The sequence below is a fragment of the Hymenobacter sp. IS2118 genome, from assembly GCF_000715495.1.
GTDB lineage: Bacteria > Bacteroidota > Bacteroidia > Cytophagales > Hymenobacteraceae > Hymenobacter.
Window position 1 is genome coordinate 13,935 of the sequence record NZ_JNLX01000148.1, and the last position, 17,273, is coordinate 31,207.

11 protein-coding genes are annotated in these 17,273 nt (G+C 62.6%); 3 read left to right on the forward strand and 8 right to left on the reverse strand.

Annotated elements, in window-relative coordinates:
* Positions 1–31 precede the first annotated feature (31 nt).
* On the reverse strand, positions 32–3,358 hold the full coding sequence (locus GM79_RS14335; RefSeq protein WP_035565038.1) for a S41 family peptidase: 3,327 nt from the start codon (positions 3,356–3,358) through the stop codon (positions 32–34).
* A 150-nt stretch (positions 3,359–3,508) separates the two neighbouring features.
* Between GM79_RS14335 and GM79_RS26265 the strand changes: the two genes are divergently transcribed.
* Entirely contained in the window at positions 3,509–3,640 is a 132-nt protein-coding gene (locus GM79_RS26265) for a hypothetical protein (protein WP_262489457.1), read from the forward strand.
* Positions 3,641–3,775: 135 nt separating this feature from the next.
* Here the strand turns inward: GM79_RS26265 and polA are convergent, their stop codons facing one another.
* The 6 genes from polA to GM79_RS14365 all read right to left on the reverse strand — a co-directional run bounded on the left by polA (position 3,776) and on the right by GM79_RS14365 (position 14,715).
* Complete coding sequence (gene polA, locus GM79_RS14340; protein ID WP_035565040.1) at positions 3,776–6,658, reverse strand: DNA polymerase I; 2,883 nt, start codon at positions 6,656–6,658, stop codon at positions 3,776–3,778.
* A gap of 119 nt (positions 6,659–6,777) precedes the next feature.
* Positions 6,778–9,210 (reverse strand): hypothetical protein, encoded by a 2,433-nt coding sequence (locus tag GM79_RS14345; protein ID WP_051718917.1) that lies wholly within the window; start codon positions 9,208–9,210, stop codon positions 6,778–6,780.
* Between the two features lie 11 nt (positions 9,211–9,221).
* The gene (locus GM79_RS14350) at positions 9,222–10,379 is read right to left on the reverse strand and encodes a DUF4249 domain-containing protein (protein ID WP_035565042.1); all 1,158 of its coding nucleotides are present in this window, start codon (positions 10,377–10,379) and stop codon (positions 9,222–9,224) included.
* Positions 10,380–13,154: a TonB-dependent receptor gene (locus GM79_RS14355; protein ID WP_035565045.1), complete on the reverse strand. Its 2,775-nt coding sequence runs from the start codon at positions 13,152–13,154 to the stop codon at positions 10,380–10,382.
* A gap of 49 nt (positions 13,155–13,203) precedes the next feature.
* Entirely contained in the window at positions 13,204–13,956 is a 753-nt protein-coding gene (locus GM79_RS14360; RefSeq protein ID WP_035565047.1) for a hypothetical protein, read from the reverse strand.
* Positions 13,957–14,013: 57 nt separating this feature from the next.
* The gene (locus GM79_RS14365) at positions 14,014–14,715 is read right to left on the reverse strand and encodes a LytR/AlgR family response regulator transcription factor (protein WP_051718918.1); all 702 of its coding nucleotides are present in this window, start codon (positions 14,713–14,715) and stop codon (positions 14,014–14,016) included.
* A gap of 200 nt (positions 14,716–14,915) precedes the next feature.
* On the opposite strand from GM79_RS14365, the gene GM79_RS14370 reads away from it, so the two are divergent.
* On the forward strand, positions 14,916–15,338 hold the full coding sequence (locus GM79_RS14370; RefSeq protein ID WP_035565049.1) for a hypothetical protein: 423 nt from the start codon (positions 14,916–14,918) through the stop codon (positions 15,336–15,338).
* Positions 15,339–15,412: 74 nt separating this feature from the next.
* On the opposite strand, the gene GM79_RS14375 is transcribed toward GM79_RS14370, so the two are convergent.
* Positions 15,413–16,798 carry an FAD-dependent oxidoreductase gene (locus tag GM79_RS14375; RefSeq protein ID WP_035565051.1) on the reverse strand — a complete coding sequence of 462 codons (1,386 nt, stop codon included), beginning with the start codon at positions 16,796–16,798 and terminating at the stop codon, positions 15,413–15,415.
* 213 nt (positions 16,799–17,011) lie between these two features.
* On the opposite strand from GM79_RS14375, the gene GM79_RS14380 reads away from it, so the two are divergent.
* On the forward strand, positions 17,012–17,269 hold the full coding sequence (locus tag GM79_RS14380) for a hypothetical protein (protein ID WP_035565053.1): 258 nt from the start codon (positions 17,012–17,014) through the stop codon (positions 17,267–17,269).
* Positions 17,270–17,273 lie beyond the last annotated feature (4 nt).

Sequence of the window (17,273 nt, forward strand, 5' to 3'; positions counted from 1 at the left end):
TGCTGTTGCTGTCGCGGGCGCAACTGCCCCGCTACTCCCGGCCGCGCAAGGGGCGCTGCGTGGGAATGGGCAGGGGTTTGAACGACTGCTTTTTCAGGTCGGCCATGATGACTTCCACGGCTTTGGCCAGCTGGGGGTCGGCGCCGTTCTGGGTGGCGTTGGGCAGAATGTCCACTTCGATGTCGGGGGCTACGCCTTCGTTTTCGATTTCCCACTTGCCGTCGGGGCTGTAGATGGCGAAGCTGGGCGAGGTGACGGAGCCGCCGTCGAGTAGCGGCGGGTAGCCCGAAATGCCCACCAGGCCGCCCCAGGTGCGCTTGCCCACCACGGTGCCCAGCCCGCGCCGCCGGAAAAAGGCCGGCAGCGCGTCGCCGCCCGAGCCGGCGTACTCGTTCACCAGCATCACCTTGGGCCCGTAGATGGACGCGCCCGGCGAGGTAAAGGCCTTGCCCTCGCGCGGGGCCCAGTAGCTGAGCAGCGGCCGGTTGAGCAGGTCGATGATGTAATCGGCCACGAAGCCGCCGCCATTAAACCGCTCGTCGATAATGATGGCCTCCTTGTCCAGCTGACTGAAGTAGTAGCGGTTGAAGAATTCGTAGCCTTCGGCGCCGGTGTTGGGCAGGTACACGTAGGCCACGCGGCCACCGGTGAGGGCGTCCACCTTGCGGCGGTTATCTTCTACCCAGGCAATGCGGCGCAGGGTGGCTTCGCTGGCCACGGGCACCACCGTCACCTCGCGGGCGCCTTTGGTGGTGGGCTTGTCGTTCACCAAGAGGGTTATTTGCTTGCCCACGGTGTTCTCGAAAAAGCTGTACACGTTGTCGGTGCCGCGCAGGGGGCGGTTGTTCACGGCAAGCAGGTAGTCGCCGGCCGCCACGCCCACGCCGGGGCCGGTGAGGGGCGCCCGCAGGCCGGGGTTGAAGCTCTCGCCGTTGAACACCCGCCGGAAGCGGTAGTGGTCATTGGCCACCTCGTAGTCGGCCCCGAGCAGGCCCACTGGACCGGCCGTGAGGGCGGGCATGTCGCCGCCGCTCACGTAATTGTGGCCCACCACCATCTCGCCCATCATTTCGGCAAACAGGTAGTTGAGGTCGGCGCGGTGCGCCACGTGGGGCAGGAAGGTGGCGTACTTCTTCTTGGTCGCGGCCCAGTCCAGGCCGTGCATATCGGCGTCGTAGAAGTAGTCGCGCTCTAGGCGCCACACTTCATCAAACATCTGGGCCCACTCGTGGCGCGGGTCGATGTAGGCGTCAAGGCCCGTGAGGGCGAGCTTGCCATCCGTGGCGGTGGGCTTGCCGGCAGCTTCCACAATGCCGTAGGCGTTGTTGGGGGCCATGTAGAGCACCTTTTTGCCGTCGGCACTCAGGGCGTAGTCGTTCAACTCGGCCATGAATACCTCGTCCTTGCGCTCCTTCATGTCGAAGCGGTGCAGGCGCTGGGTGGGCTGGGCCGGCGTGGCCGTGGGGCCGGCCGGCGCGGCGGCGGGCACGGCTTCCAGGTAAAACAGCTTGTCGCCATCGGCCGCCCGCACGCTGCTTAGCTCGCCTGCGGCTGAGCCGGGCACCACCAGAATGCGCTGGCCCAGCCCGGCCGTGTCAATCACCACCTTCACGGCGTCGGGCTTCTTCGGCTTGAGGTCCTTGAGGGCCACTTTGGGCGCGGCGCGGTTGCCCACCGCCTTGCCGATTACCACCGAGTCGGGCTTGGTTGCGGCGTCCTTTTCCTCGTCGCTCTGCGGGGCGAAGGGCGAGGCGTCCTTCCGGTTGAGCACGGCCACATAGAGCGTGCTCTTGCTCTGGCGGTCATACGACGTCATGTCGAGCCAGGTGGTGCGCAGGCCCACGTCGGTGCTGGCGGCGAAGAACAGGTACTTGCCGTCGCGGCTGAAGGCGGGCGCGGTGGCGTCGCTGCGGCCGTCGCTCACGGCGGCGCGGCGCCCGCTGGGCAGGTGGTACACGTACACCGTGCGCAGGTGGTTGGGCATCTGCTGCGAGTAGGCCAGCCACTGCCCGTCGGGCGACCAGGCCGGAGCCAGGGCGGGCTCACCCAGCAGCGGGCCGTAGGTGTCGGTGGCAACTAGGGTGGTTTTCTTCGAGGCCAGGTCCAGGTACCAGAGGTTGAGCTTCTTGTCGGTGTAGGCAATTTTCCGGCTGTCGGGTGACCACAGCGGGTAGAAGTAGAACGAGGCCGGCCCCAGCGAATACGTTTCGGGGGGCGTGGTGCCGCGCTGGTCCTGCACCCGCAGCTGGTACTCGCCCCCGGCATCGGACACGTAGGCAATGCGCGTGCCGTCGGGCGACCACGCCGGGTAGCGCTCGTGCGAGGTGTCGGAGTGGGTCAGGTTGCGGCTTTCACCCTTTTTGGCTGGTACCGTGAAAATGTCGCCCCGGGCCTCCACCACGGCGCGCATGCCAGTGGGCGAAATGGCCGCCGTGCGCACCATGCCGCTCACCGGGCGGTACTGCGGGCGCAGGGCCAGTACTTCGGGGCTGATGCTGATAGCCAGAGCGTTGGCTTTGCTAGTGGCCGGGTTCAGCACATGCAGGCGCCCGGCTTGCTCGTACACCAGCTCGGAGCCGTAGCCGTTCAGGGCCTTCACATCGTAGTCGGCGTGGCGGGTCAGCTGCTCCACTTTCTTGGTGGCCGGGTCGTACACAAACACGTTGTTGGTGCGGGCCCGGTCGCTGAGGAAATACACCTTGCCACCCAGCCAGCGCGGGCTGGTGTCGGTGGCGTTTTCGTGCGGAATCTCCTCGGTGGCCAGCGTTTGTAGGTTGGTGAGCCAGATGGGGCCGGTCTGGCCGCCGCGGTAGTGCTTCCAGGTGTTGGTGGCGTTGGTGATGTGCGTGTGGGCCAAGGTCTGACCATCGGACGAGTAGCTGCCCTTCTCGCCCATAATCATGGGCAGGCGCGTGGGCAGGCCGCCGCCCACGGCCACCGTGAATAGCTGAAGGCCACGCGCGTAGGCCTCCTGCGAGCTGCTGAACAGGATGCGCTGCCCGTCGGGCGTCCAGTCGCGCACGGTTTCGGCCGAGGGGTGCCAGGTGAGGCGGCGCGGCTGCCCGCCGCTCACGGGCACCACGTACACGTCGGCGTTGCGGTCGTAGTCGCCGGTGTAGGCAATGAACTGACCGTCGGGCGAGAAGTGCGGGCTGGTTTCCACGCCCGGCCCCACGGTGAGGCGCTGGGGGTTGGAGCCGTCGCGGTTCGCCACCCAAATGTCGCCGGCGTAGCTGAAGGCCAGTCGGTCGCGGCTCAGGGCCGGCTCGCGCAGCAGCAGGGTTTCGGCAGGCGCCTGGGCGTGGGCGTGAGGGCTGCCGAGCAGGGCCGCAGCGGCCAGGAGTACAAGCTGTTTCATGGGGGGCCAAGTTACAGGCTGATGCCCGACGGGCCACCGCCAACGTGGCACCATTCACCAAATTAGTTGGACTCTTCGCGCTTCTGAGTTAGCTGTTCTGCCAAATCAGCCGTAGAACACAGCATCTTTCCATCAATCACATTCCCAGTCATGTCTAATTCCACCAACACTCCCAATACCCCGAAGCATACCGACCCCGCTACCAAGCGTGACGAGAAAAAAAACGAAACCGAAGTGAAAGACAAGGTTTCGGGCAAGACCAAGGTGACCCAGAAGAAGTAGGCTGCTTAATCAAGAAAAAGAGCCCGGAACGTTTGACGTTTCGGGCTCTTTTGGTTTTTAAGGGGAGAAGCAAGAGTAACCGCAGCCAAAAGGCCGTCATGCTCAGCATGACGTTCTGTGCTTGCAGTCCATCAGTTAGTGCGCCTGCAGCCAGTTCTTGCCGGTGCCCACTTCCACTTCCAGGGGCACGCCGCGGGGCAGCAGCAGCGCCGTGGTCATCAGTTCCTTGATTTTGGGGGTGATGTGGGCCACTTCCTCCTGCACGGCGTCGAAGACGAGTTCGTCGTGCACCTGCAGAATCATGCGGGTCTGGAGCTTCTCCTCGCGCAGCCAGTGGTAGATGTTAATCATGGCCATTTTGATGATGTCGGCGGCCGTGCCCTGGATGGGGGCGTTGATGGCGTTGCGCTCGGTGTAGCCGCGCAGCGTGGCGTTGCGCGAGTTGATGTCGCGCAGGTAGCGGCGGCGCTTGAGCAGCGTCTCGGCGTATTCCTGCTCGCGGGCCCGGTTGATGCTCTCGTCCATGAACTGCTTCACGCTCGGAAATTCCTGGAAATAGGTGTCGATAATCTCCGTGGCTTCCTTGCGGCTGATACCGATGCGCTGGGCCAGCCCGAAGGCCGAAATGCCGTAGATAATGCCAAAATTGACGGTTTTGGCCTTGCGGCGCATCTCGGCGTCCACTTGGTCGAGCGGCACTTTGAAGACCTTGCTGGCGGTGCTGTTGTGGATGTCTTGGCCCAGGCGGAAGGCTTCAATCATGGTGGCGTCGCCCGAGAAGTCGGCCATGATGCGCAGCTCCACCTGCGAGTAGTCGGCGGCCAGCAGCACGTGCTGGTCGTCGCGCGGCACGAAAGCCTTGCGGATTTCGCGGCCCTTTTCCGTGCGGATGGGGATGTTCTGCAGGTTGGGGTTGGTGCTGCTCAGGCGGCCGGTGGCGGTCACGGCCTGGTTGAAGCTGGTGTGCACGCGGCCGTCGGTCACGCTCACCAGCTGGGGCAGGGCCTCCACGTAGGTGCTGCGCAGCTTGGTGAGCTGGCGGTACTCCAGGATGAGGGCGGCAATGGGGTTGTCGGTGGCGAGCTGGCTCAGGATTTCCTCGCCGGTGGCGTACTGGCCGGTTTTGGTTTTCTTGATTTTGCCCTTGCCGATGTCCATCTTATCGAACAGCACCTCGCCCAGCTGCTTCGGCGAGCCGATGTTGAACTCCTGCCCGGCCTCGCGGAAAATCTGCGTTTCCAGCTCCGTGATGTAGCCCTGCAGCTCGGCCGAGTACTCGGTCATGGCCTCGGAATCAATCCGCACGCCCTCGTACTCAATGCTGCTGAGCACGGGCACCAGCGGGTTTTCCACGTCATTGAGCAAGCCCAGCAAGCCCAGCTCCTGCAGCATGGGCTCAAACACGTGCTTGAGCTGCAGGGTCACGTCGGCGTCTTCGCAGGCGTAGTCCTTCACCTCGGCCGGCGGAATGTCGGCCATGGTTTTCTGCTTCTTGCCTTTGGGGCCGATGAGCTCGGTGATGGACACCGGCGAGTAGTGCAGATAGGTTTCGGCCAGCACGTCCATGTTGTGGCGCATGTCGGGCTCGATGAGGTAGTGGGCCAGCATCGTATCAAAAAGCTGCCCGCTCACCTCCACGCCGTAGTGCCGCAGAATGGTGAGGTCGTACTTGATGTTCTGGCCGATTTTGAGGATGTGCGCGGCCTCGAAAAACGGGCCGAACTCCTCCACAATGGCCTGCACGGCAGCCGGGTCTTCGGTGGGCACGGGCACATAGTAGGCCTCGCCCGGCAGCCAGCAGAAGCTGAGCCCCACCAGCCGCGCCGTCATAATGTCCAGGCCCGTGGTTTCGGTGTCGAAGCTCACTTCGGCCTGCTGCAGCAGGAAGCCCAGCAGCGACTGGCGCAGCGCCGGCGTGTCCATCATATGGTACTGGTAGGGCACGTCTTCCAGGCGCTTGCGCGGGCCGGCGGGCGCGCCGTGGTGGCCCGTTTCGCCTTCCTCGGCGCCGCTGGCCACGGCCCCGTCGCCGAAGAGCGAAGCTTGGTCGCCGCCCACCAACTTGGGCCGGCGCACGGGCTTGCTGCCGGGCGCGGCCACGCCAGCCGGGGTGCGCTGGGGGCCGCCGCCGCTCAGCACGCGGGCCGCCAGCTGCCGGAACTCCAGCTCCTCAAACAGCTCGCGCAGGGTGGCTTCGTCGGGCGCGTCCAGCACCAGCTTGTCGGCTTCAAAATCCAGCGGCACGTTCACATGGATGGTGGCCAGCTCCTTGCTCATCAGGCCCTGCTCGGCAAAGTTGCGCACGTTTTCCTGCTGCTTGCCCTTGAGCTGGTCGGTATTGGCCAGCAGGTTTTCCACCGAGCCGTACTTCTGAATAAGCGTTTTGGCCGTTTTCTCGCCGATGCCGGGAATGCCGGGAATGTTGTCCGAGGCGTCGCCCTGAAGGCCCAGAATGTCAATCACCTGCTCCACGCGCTCAATCTCGAAGCGGGCCAGCACGTGGGCCACGTCCAGAATCTCGGCCGCGTTGCCCATAAAAGCGGGGCGGTAGATTTTGATGTTCTCCGTCACCAGCTGGCAGTAGTCCTTGTCGGGCGTCATCATAAACACCTCGAAGCCTTCCTTTTCCGCCTTCTGCGCCAGCGTCCCAATCACGTCGTCGGCCTCGAAGCCGTCCATCATCAGAATGGGAATGTGGAAGCCTGCGATGATTTTCTTGATGTAGGGCAGGGCGATGCCGATGTCCTCGGGCATGGCCTGCCGCTGCGCTTTGTACTCCGGGAACTGCTCGTGCCGGAAGGTCTTTTTCGGCCCATCGAAGCACACGCCGATGTGCGTAGGCTTCTCCTTCTGCAGCACCTCCACCAGCGTGTTGGTGAAGCCCAGCACGGCCCCGGTGTTCATGCCCTTGGAGTTGATGCGCGGGTTTTTGCTGAACGCGAAGTGCGAGCGGTAAATCAGGGCAAAGGCGTCGAGCAGGAAGAGCTTTTTGGCGGGAGCGGCGGTGGTGTCGGACATAGGGGCGAAGGTACGAAACCCACTCACCGCACGGCTAAACTCAAAACCGACAGTACAAAAAAAGGTCCTGACAACGGCAGAAAGCGTCATCAGGACCATCCACATGCCGCGTTAGGAAACTACAACGCCGGCTTCACCTCCAGCACAAAACTGGTGCTGCCCGCCAACCCGTTGGTCGCCAGCCCTTGCAGCACCACGAGGTAGCGGCCGGCCTGGTCGCCGGTAAAGAAGTCCAGCTGCCGCGGGACGGCTCCAGTCAGTTGAATATCCGGGTTCCAGTACAATAGGTTGCGCAGGTCGGGCAGGCGGCTCTGGGCGGCCTGGGGCGTGTCGTAGCGCGGCGCGTAAAATTCGCGCTGCTGCTGCACGCCCTCGTAGCGCTGCACCAACACCCGCGGGTCGAGCTGAAAGCCTTCCAGGTCGCCTTTGTAGGTGGTGAAGCTCACAATGCCATCGTACACGGCCAGCCCCTGAAAGTACCGGCTGGTGATGACGTCCAGCTTCTGGATTTTTATCGGCGGCATGGCCATAATCTTATTGATATCGAACACCGGCACGCCATCCAGTAGCACCATGGGGTTCCGGTCCTGTAGCGTCTGGTTCACATTGTCGGCCACGAGGAAATGGAAGCCGTCCTTGCGAATGCGCACCACCACACCGGGCACATACTCGCGCAGCACTTCTTCCAGCACCTTAAAGCGGGTGTACTTGTCGAGCAGATACGTCTGGTCGGGCTTGCCGTAGAAGGCCAGACTGTCGGCGGGCAGGCGTCGGTAGTGGTTGCGGTACTTGCCGGCATACACGTTCTGCACCTGGTTCTGAAGGTGGCGTTTGGCATAATCGGTTTCGAAGCGGGTATTGATGCCGAACCCCGGCAGCCGCCTGCTCGCGTATTGGGCCGAAAACGGGTCGGTGATGGTGATTCGGCAGGTGCTGTCCTGCTGCGGGTCGGTCTGAACCACAATTTCCTGTGGCCCCACGAAGTCGTTCATCTCGAACTGCACCTGGCCCTGGGCATTGCTCTGAGAATTATTCAGCTGAATAATGCGGCTCGGCGACGATAGGTAGGTCATGATATTCGGCTGCGGCAGGTTGGTGCCGGCCTGCGAAATCCGGCCCCGAATAAGCGGGCCGTTGGGTTCGGGCAGGTGCTCGAAGGGTTTGAAGGCCGGCCGCAGCACGTCTTCCCAGCGAAAACGGCTCCAGCCCTGGGTCAGCATCAGGTTGTCGGTGGCCGCCTCGGCTTCCGGGCCGGTGGCCATGAAGTAGTAGTCGGGGTTTTCCACGTTGCCTTTCAGGTCGGAGGTCAGCCCCAGGTAGCGGTCAATGGCGAGGGCCGGCGTGGCGTTGAGCGAATCCAGCCGGTACACGGCCATCGACAGGCTGGCGGCCAGCCGGGGCGTGGGTGCGGCCAGGGCGGCCTCTATGTGTACCTGCTCGCGCGGCGCGTAGTGGGCTTTATCGGCGCGGGCCGTGAGGGCCAGCGTGCTCGTGGGCGGCCGGAAATACAACCGCTCGCACAGCGGCTTTTGTCCGGCGTCGAAGAGCGTGAAGTGAGTGACTCCCTCCGGCAGCTGGCTTTTATTGACCACCAGCACGGCCTGTCCATTCACCAGTTGAATGGAGTTGGCTACCGCCACTTTTTTCCGGGCGTGGCCCAATACAAAAACAGTCTCCGGCTGTGTGCGCGTGGCATTCACCGTGAGCGTGAGCTGGGTGGGGCTGCTGGCTTCGAGGTGCAGCACATAGCCCTGCTCCTGCACGCGGGGCAGCCGGCGGGTCAGCACCTGCTTGGTGGCCAGTGTGAGCACAGCGGTGTATGTTTCCTGCTCCGAAGCCGGCGTGAAGCTGAACCGGCCCATGCCCAGGCGCAGCGTTTGAAACGCGGCCACCTCCTGGCCCCGGCCGTTGAGCACCCTGCCCCGCGCCGCCATCCCGCGCCCGTTGCGATCCGTGACTTTGAACGCGACCGTGCTGCGCAGGCCTTTCACCAGGTGGCCGCCCTCGGGGAAAAACTGCGCGTCGTGCGCCGCTGAGTCCTTGCGCACGGCCGCGGCCGACGCGGCGAAGGTGTTCACCACCGTCACCGAGGTGTGGAAGTAGGTTTCGGGGCCGAAGTTCTGCATCCAGCTGGTGTAGGCCCGCACCGTGTAGTGGCCCGAGGCCAGTGCGCCCGGCAGCGAAAACGAGCCCCGGCCCACGGCGTTGGCCAGGGCTACTTTGCCTTGCAGCACGGGCTGGTTGGCCTGGTTCAGCACTTCTACGTAGGCCACGCTGCTCAAGGCTAATGGTTTGTTCTGGCCGCCGTCCACGGCATATACCTTAAACCACATGAGCTCGCCGGCCAGGTACACCGGCCGGTCGAGGTGCAGAAATAGCTTTTCCTGCGGGCCACGCTGCTCGTAGCGGGCCAACTGGCGCGCCACGGCCCGCCCCACGGAATCAGTTTGGCCCTGGGCCGTGCCACTGGCCGCGGCCCCCAGCGCCAGAAGTGGCAGCAGACGCCGTAGCAGCCAGCCGGCCATCGTTACTTTGGTGTTTATATCGTTCACGGGCAGAGCAGTTACCAGAAGGAAGGTTTCACGTCCGTGCCGCGGGTGCGGCAGTCGATGCAGCCCAGTGTGGAAGCTGAAAATCGCGCGGCGCCTTTCTTTCCTGAAGGCACTTGGTTTATGGGGAGGAGTCGGCCGCCGCCAAAAGCTTGCGCAAGGCTGGTGAATTCGGTGTCTACCGTATCGGGGGGGATACAGCTTTCGTAGCCAGTGCCATTGGTCCAGTTCGCGGGCAGCTCGGCCCGGCTGATGAATATCCGCTGGGACGTCTCGGACTGCACGCCCACGAAGCCCAGCACCAGGTCGCCCGGGTTGGTGAGGGAGCGCACATTGCCCGTGAGCTGGGAGGGTTGCGGGTCGAAGAGCGAGCCGATGCTTTCGGTGTTTTTGCGCAGCAACTCCCAGTATTCGTACTCGGCCTTGGAGAGGGCGTACTGCTTTACCAGAATGCTGTAGCGCTCGTTGAGCAGGGGCGAAAGAATGGGCAGGAAGCGAATCGGAAAATTAGCCACCACGTCCTTGCTCAGGGCCGTTGTTTTGCTGATTTGAATGGCCGAAGACAGGTCGTTGCCCCAGCAAATAGTAGGGTAGCGCACACTTATTCGCTGAAGAGAACCGTCTTTGTACTCCAGCACGGGCTGAAACGGCGGAATAATTTCCCAGGTTTCCTCAAACGCCCACCGGTAGTACTGCGTGGCGCCGGCGTCGTCGTGGCTATTGATGAAAATGCCCACCCCCGTGCTTTGGACTTGCCAGGGCAGGCTGTCGATGCGGGGCGTGGTTTTGGCCGCCACGTACTCCGACGCATACTGGCCCATCTGCGTTTCTACCACGAGGCGGTAGGTGCGGCCCGGCGTCAGGGTCAGGTACGGCGACGTGTAGGTGCCCACGGGGCCCTCCTGCAAGCGGGTAATCGGGCCGGCCTCGCTTTCGATGGTAACGGTGGCATTGCCCTCGGCTGGGGGCCGCTTGGCCGTGCCGCTGCCGATGGCGTAGGTGCGCGAGAGCTTGATGGTGGTAGGCCCGTTGGTGTTGATGAAGCCGTCCACCACCAGGTAGCTGGGTGGGGAGCTGATGGCTTCGGGCTCGTAGGGGTCGATGCAGCCTGGCAGGGCCATGGCCAGGCACCACAGCCAGGCCAGCCGGATAGAGAGCGTGGAAAGGGTCATTTAGAACTTGAAATTATAGGTAACCGTCGGGATGGGCTGGCCAAAGACGGAGAGCTTGTAGCCCTTTATTTGGCCATTCACCGACTTAAAGTAGATGGAGTAGGGGTTGCGGCGGCCGGTGAGGTTGTACACGCCCACCGTCCAGGAGCTGTGGGCCAGCTTTTTCACTTTGTGGCTGCCTTCGATGTTCACGGCCAGGTCCAGGCGCAGGTAGTCGGGCACGCGGTAGGCGTTGCGGTCCGAGTAGAACAGGCGCTTCGAGTTGGCCACGTAGTACTCGGCCAGGGGCAGGGTAATGGGCCGGCCGGTGCTGTAGGTGAAGTTCATGGACGTGCTGAAGCGGCGGCTGAAGCGGTAGTTGCCCACCAGCGTCATGTCGTGGGGCTTGTCGAAATTGCTGGGGTAGTAGCTGCCGCCATTTATCATGTCGGCCGGCGTGCCGGCGTTCACCCGCACCAGCGAGCGCGAGTAGGTGTAGCTTATCCAGCCGTTGAGCTTGCCGGTGAGCTTTTTCACGAACACCTCCACGCCGTAGGCTTTACCCTCGGCGTTCACAATGTCGGTTTCGATGTGCGGGTTGAGGACCAGCGTGGCGCCGCTCTTATAGTCCACGAAGTCCCGTAGCGACTTGTAATAGGTTTCCACCGACGCCTCAATGGTGTTATTCTTGAAGTTGCGGTAGTAGCCTACCGAATACTGGTCGCCCACCTGCGGCCGGATGTTGGTGTCGCTCAGCTTCCACACATCGGCCGGCGACACGGAGGCCGTATTCGAAAGCTGGTGAATGTACTGGCGCGTGCGGTTGTAAGACGCCTTCACCGACGAGTTATCCGATAAAGAATAGCGCGCCGACATCCGGTATTCGGGGCCGTGGTAGTTGGCAATGACCTTGCCCGCGGCGTAGCGCACGGTGTCGGTGAGGGTGGCCAGGGTGCGCGCCTCGCCCGGCGCGTAGCGGTACACGTCGCGCGGCCCCAGCGCCTGAAAAAACGAGTAGCGTAGGCCCACCGCCAGCGACAGGCGCGGCGTAATGTCGTAGCGGTCCGAGGCGTAAAGGGCGCTTTCCAGGGCCTGCTCACGGGCCAGCACCACGGGCACAATCAGCGAGGCCTCGCCCCGGGGCAGGAAGCTGCCCGGCGCTATGTTATACAGCAGCGAGCTGCCTCCGAACTCAATGGTATGCTGCGAATTGGGGTAGTAGTTGAAGTCGGCCCGCAGGCTGTTCTGATTGATGCGGTAGGTCAGGTCCGACGCCGTGGCCTCGTTCATGTCGCTCTTGATGCCGTAGTCGTAGTGGCTGTAGGCGCCCGTGAGCACCCCGTAAAACTTGTTGTTGAAGGTGTGGCGCCATTTCAGGCTGGCGGTCTGGTTCTGGTAGCGGTAGGTGGTGTCGCCGGCCAGCCGGAACCGGTCGGTGCTCTGATAGGCGGTGGCGTAAAGCGCGTTTTTGTCGTTGAACTCGTGGCTGATGTAGGCCGTCAGGTCGTAGAACGAGGCCGCGCTTTGGCTGAAGTTGTTGTCCTTCAGCTGGCGCAGAATCCAGTCGGAGTAGCTGGCCCGGCCGCTCACGATAAACGCGCTTTTGTCCTTCACCAGCGGGCCTTCCAGCGTGAGGCGGCTGGTGAGCGGGCCGATGCCGCCCGAGCCCGAAAACTTCTTTTTATTGCCTTCCCGGGTAGTAATATCCAGCACCGACGACAGCCGGCCGCCGTACTTGGCCGGAATGGCGCTCTTGTAGAGCTCCACCGACTGCAACACGTCGGGGTTGAAGGCCGAAAAGAAGCCGAATAAGTGCGACGGATTGTAGATAGTGGCGTCGTTGAACAGAATCAGGTTCTGGTCGGTGCTGCCGCCGCGCACGTTCAGGCCCGTGCTGCCTTCGCCCACCGACTTCACACCCGGCAGCGTCAGCACTACCCGCAGAATATCGGTTTCGCCAAAAGCCGTGGGTACCTGCCGCATGGTCTTGATATCCAGCTTCTCCAGGCCCATCTGCATGCCCGACACGTTCTTGTCCTTTTCGGCCTCAATTATCACTTCCTTCAGCGGGATAATGTCCTCCTCCACGTCGATGTCCAGCTTGCCGTCGCTGCGTAGCACCACCTGGCGCTTGGTGTTTTTCAGGCCCAGGCCCCGCACTTTCAGGTCGTAGCGGCCCACGGGCAGCGTAAGGGAGTACGACCCAAATTGGTCGGTAGTCGTGCCCACGTTCGGCGATTCCGTGTAGATGGACGCCCCAATGGCGGGCTCGCCTGATTTTAGGTCGCGCACGTGGCCGGCCAGCGTGGCCCGGCCCCCGCCGCTCCCCGGCCCGCCAATCTCATATACCTGGTATTCGGCGGCGCTCACGTAGCGCGAGCGGCCGGTGTTTTCCGTCGGCAGCGGCTCCTCCTCCGCCACGCGTCCGGCCACGGCACTGGTGCTTTGCGGCTGGTAAAACTCGGTCGGCAGCCGCGGGCTAATCGAAACCCCGGAAGTGATAAAAACGCGGTTCTCATCGTCGATGGCAAACCGAAATGGTGTGTTTTGCAGGGCCTGCTCCAGTACGGTACGCACCGGCTGGTTTTGCACCCGCAGCGTCACAAACAGGCTGTCGACGGCGCCGGACTCAAAGTAGAACCGCAGGCTCGTCTGGGCTTCCAGCTGGCGGGCAAATTGCTCAAAAGGCAGTTTGTCAAAGGTGCCGCTCACTGTTTTTTCAGTCTGCTGCGCGGCACCGGAAAAGCACGTCAGCACAAAAAACAGCAGGAGTAGCACGGGGTAGACAGGCTTCATTAACCGCAGAAAAAAGGATGGAAAGGAATCGGATTTACTACCGCCCGCGCTACGCAGCAAGCAGGCCGTTGTAGTAGCGCACCAGCTCCACGGCGGCTGCTTCGCGCTGTTTCTTGCTGAAATTTAGCTTGTGGGCCTGTAGGTACTGCTGTATTTCCTTGCTGCGGTCGGCGAGCAGCCGCACCACCGAGGCCTTGGAGCCGACGGGATAATAAACGCCCGCTTTTTTGATGAATAATTTGTCGATGTTCAAAAACTCGACGTCGACTTTGCGGTCGATAATTTGCTCCTGCTGGCGCTTGGCCCGCTTGGCCAGCAGCTGCATCTCGCCGTCTGCCAACACTTCGTAATAGCCCGTGCGAATGACGGCTTTCGAAGCGCTATCGGCCACCAGGCGCAGAAACCGGCGGTCGTTGATGGTGAAGCCCCGCAACTGCTCGTTGATGAGCCGCAGGGTGAGCGGGCTGGTAGGGTGCTGCAACACCACCTGGTCTAGCACCACATCATAATTTAGACGCAGATTGCTGAACACGTGATTGTTGTAGTCGATGCTGCCCGGTTGTTTCTCGGGTACGGAGAAAAACTGATGGCCAATCTGGGCGTGGTACCGCTTGGCGTAGTCCACGTATTCGGGGCCGTTGTAGAGCTGTGGCGGGCCCACGAAAGCCGCAGTGTACTGCTGCTGAGCCGCCGTCACGGCCGCTAGCAAGCGGGCATCGTCCGGGGACTGCTGGCCCCAAACGGGCAGGCTGAGGGCAAACAGGCACAAGCCCAGCCCGCCCGTAATGCGGTATGTTTTCATGGGTGCAAAGGCGGTAGAAAAGGCGACGAAGCTGCGGCGGGAAGGACGCCGGCCCGGTTAAATCCGTTGCAGGCTTTTGTAAAAAGCCTCCTGATACGATTTGCCAATGGGCACGAAGTGGCCGTCCCGCAGGTTAGCCGTGTTGTCCTCGATGGATTCGATGTGCTGGGTATTGAGCAAGTAGCTGCGGTGTACCCGAATGAAATTCGGGAACGTGCGAAGGCGGGTTTCCAGCGCCTTCAGGGTAGTGTACACAATGTATTTGTGCTTGGCAGTCACGATGTTAACGTAGTCCGACAAGGCCTCCACGTACAGCACATCATCGAAATTGATGCGCACCATGCGGCTGTTCACCTTCACGAACAGGTCCGTGTTCACGGGACTCTCGGCGGCCGGGGCGGGGGGCTGCCGCGACTGCACCCGCTCAACAGCCTGCGTGAAACGGGCAAAGTCGAAGGGCTTCACCAGGTAGTCCGTCACGCGCAGCTCAAAGGCATCGACGGCGAAATCCTGCCGGGAGGTGGTGATAATGACTTCGGGCGGGTCCGTGAGCACGCGCAGCAGCTCCAGACCGCTGAGGTGGGGCATCTCAATGTCGAGAAAAAGCACGTCCACCTGCTTGCCTTCCCGAAAGAAAGCCAGCCCGGCAATACCGTCGGCCAGGGATGCTTCCAGCTTCAGATTCGGCGAAAGTTCGATGTAGTGTTCGAGCGTCAGACGATTGATTTCGTCGTCGTCGATGATGGCGCAGGTCAACATAGCAAAAGGAAGAAGAGGCGGGCAACAGCGTGGGCAAGTGGCAAAAGCAACCATTCGCCGCCATAAAGTAACCACTCGCCGGGCAATTACGCCCCGCGGCCGGTCCTCAAACGGCTCGCTCAACCGAAATCTCTAGTTTTGAGCAGTCAACCACCTCACGTAGAGGACTAGGTTTCTCCAACTCCTTCAGCTTTTCCGCGATGATTACGAAAGCTTTCCTCTTGCTGGCCATGGTTTTGGGTACTTCCACGCTGCAGGCGCGGCCCCGCCCCCGGCCCATCTCGGAAGCCGCGACCGAAGTCCGTGGCGAAAAAGCCACTCCCGGCTTTGCGGTGCAGGTTCGCGAAGCCCAACGCATCAGCGGCTACCTCACCGATATGCTGGTGCTCAGCAGCGCGCAGGGGCACGCCGTAGAAGCCTGCACCCGGTCGGGTGCGAAGCCCTGGCGCTGGCCGCCACGCCCGCCGACGCGGCCCTGGCGCGGCGGCAATACCTGCTGGCATTGGGCCGGACGCTGGCTCCCAGCCAGCTGGAGAATTACATCGCCATTCGCGCGCAGCTGGTCGGCACCCTCATGCCCCTCGATGCCCTGGACATCGCCTCCCGATAGCCTTAACCGCTAAATGCAACGCGGGGCGGGAGCCGGAAAGCAAATGGCTTCCGGCTCCCGCCCCGCGTTGCATTTAAGGTGCCGCACTTATTCCAGGTCCTTCTGCCGCATCTCCTGCGCAACCAGTTCCTGCACGGCGGGCAGGTCAAAATCGGCTTCGGTTTGAATGCCGGGCATAAGCCGGGCCATGATGGCATCCTGGCGCTGGCCGGCGGCCCAGGCCTCGGCGTAGGGCGTGTGCGAAAACGTAACCTGGGAGTAGAGCGGCGTCCAGCGGCCGGGAAACTGCTGCGAGATTTTGGCTTCTATCTTCTTTTGCAGCAGAAAACGTGGGTCCGCCACCCGGTCGCGCATCTCGGTGAAGTTGTAGAGGGCCAGGTCGGCCATGGCGTCGGCGTTGGGCTTGCGCTGGGTCTGAAACTCGCTGAAAATAGCGGGCCAGGCGGCGTCGCCGTGCTGGTCGAGCAAGTCATTGAGCACGCGGCAGTCCTCGAAGCCAGCATTCATGCCCTGCCCGTAAAACGGTACCATGGCGTGCGAGGCATCGCCGAGCAGCAGCACGTCGTCGTCGTACTTCCAGGGGTAGCAGCGAATGGTGACCAGCGAGCCAGTGGGGTTCTCAAAAAACTCCTGCGTAAGCTCCGGCATCAGCGGCACGGCATCGGGGAAAACGCGGGTGAAAAAGGCAGTGACGTCGGCCGGCGTTTGCAGCGCGGCAAAGCTCTCGGCGCCCTCATAGGGGAAAAACAGCGTGCAGTTGAACGAGCCGTCCAGGTTGGGCAGCGCAATCATCAGGTACTGGCCGCGGGGCCAGATGTGCAGGGCATTTTTCTCGAGCTGCCACGCGCCGTCGGGGCCGGCCTCAATGGTGAGCTCCTTGTAGCCGTAGTCAAGGTAGTCCTGCGAGTAGTCGTAGCGGTCCGTTCTCTGCAACGCCCCGCGCACGGCCGAAAACGCCCCATCGGTGCCGAAAAGGCGCGTGTAGGGCTCGGTATGCTCCTGCTGGGTGGCGTTGTCGAGCAACTGCAGCTCCTGCTTTTTGAGGTCGATGCGCCGGCACTGCTGGTCGAAGCGCAGCGTCACGGCGGGGTTGGCATCGGCCAGGTCGAGCAGGCGGCGGTTGAGGTGGCCGCGGTTGACGGAGTAGATGGCCTGGCCTTCCTGCCCGTAGGGCTGGCGGGTGAGGTTGCCCTGGGCATCGTGCATCACCCGGCCGCTCATGGCAATGCCTACTTCGCGGATGTCGTCGGCCACGCCCACGCCTTCCAGGGCCCGCCAGCCGCGGTCCGACAGCGCCAGGTTGATGGAGCGGCCTTCCTGGAAGCCTTCCCGGCGCGGGTCGGCGCGGCGCTCGAACACTTGCACGGAATGCCCGCGCCGGGCCAGATACAAGGAGAGCAAAGAACCGACCAGGCCGGCTCCCATCACGGTGAGGGATTCGGCAGCGGGCAACGATGGAGTAGGTGCGGACATAGGACAGTGCATGGTGAGGCAACGAAGCTACTACGTGCCGGGCACCCAGTACGGCCATCGTGCGGGTGGTTGAGCCAGCGCCAGTTTTGGCGGGTTGCTTCGTCGGGTGCAGGCGCGTGTTTGCCGGGCATCAGCCGGGGTTTGCCGGAATCTGGCCAGCGCCCAAATTGATAGCCAGACCTTTGGGGTATTAGAACAAAACCACTTTCTATTGTGAAGCATTTTCGAATTCGATATCAGCGCATCAGTTACCTGCGGTGGCGCTGCCGGGCTACCAGCCGCCAGGCCCTATTGATGGCGCGGCCCCTGCTAACGGGCTACAGTGCCGGGCCAAGTGCCGCCGCCTGGCGGCGGGCCATTCCCGTAATGGTTCTATTGAAGCCGGCGGCGACGGTATTGCGGGTTGGGGACTTTGTGGTTGGGGAGGAAGGCGACCCCCAACTACTGGGCCACCCTGATATTATGTATTAATTAG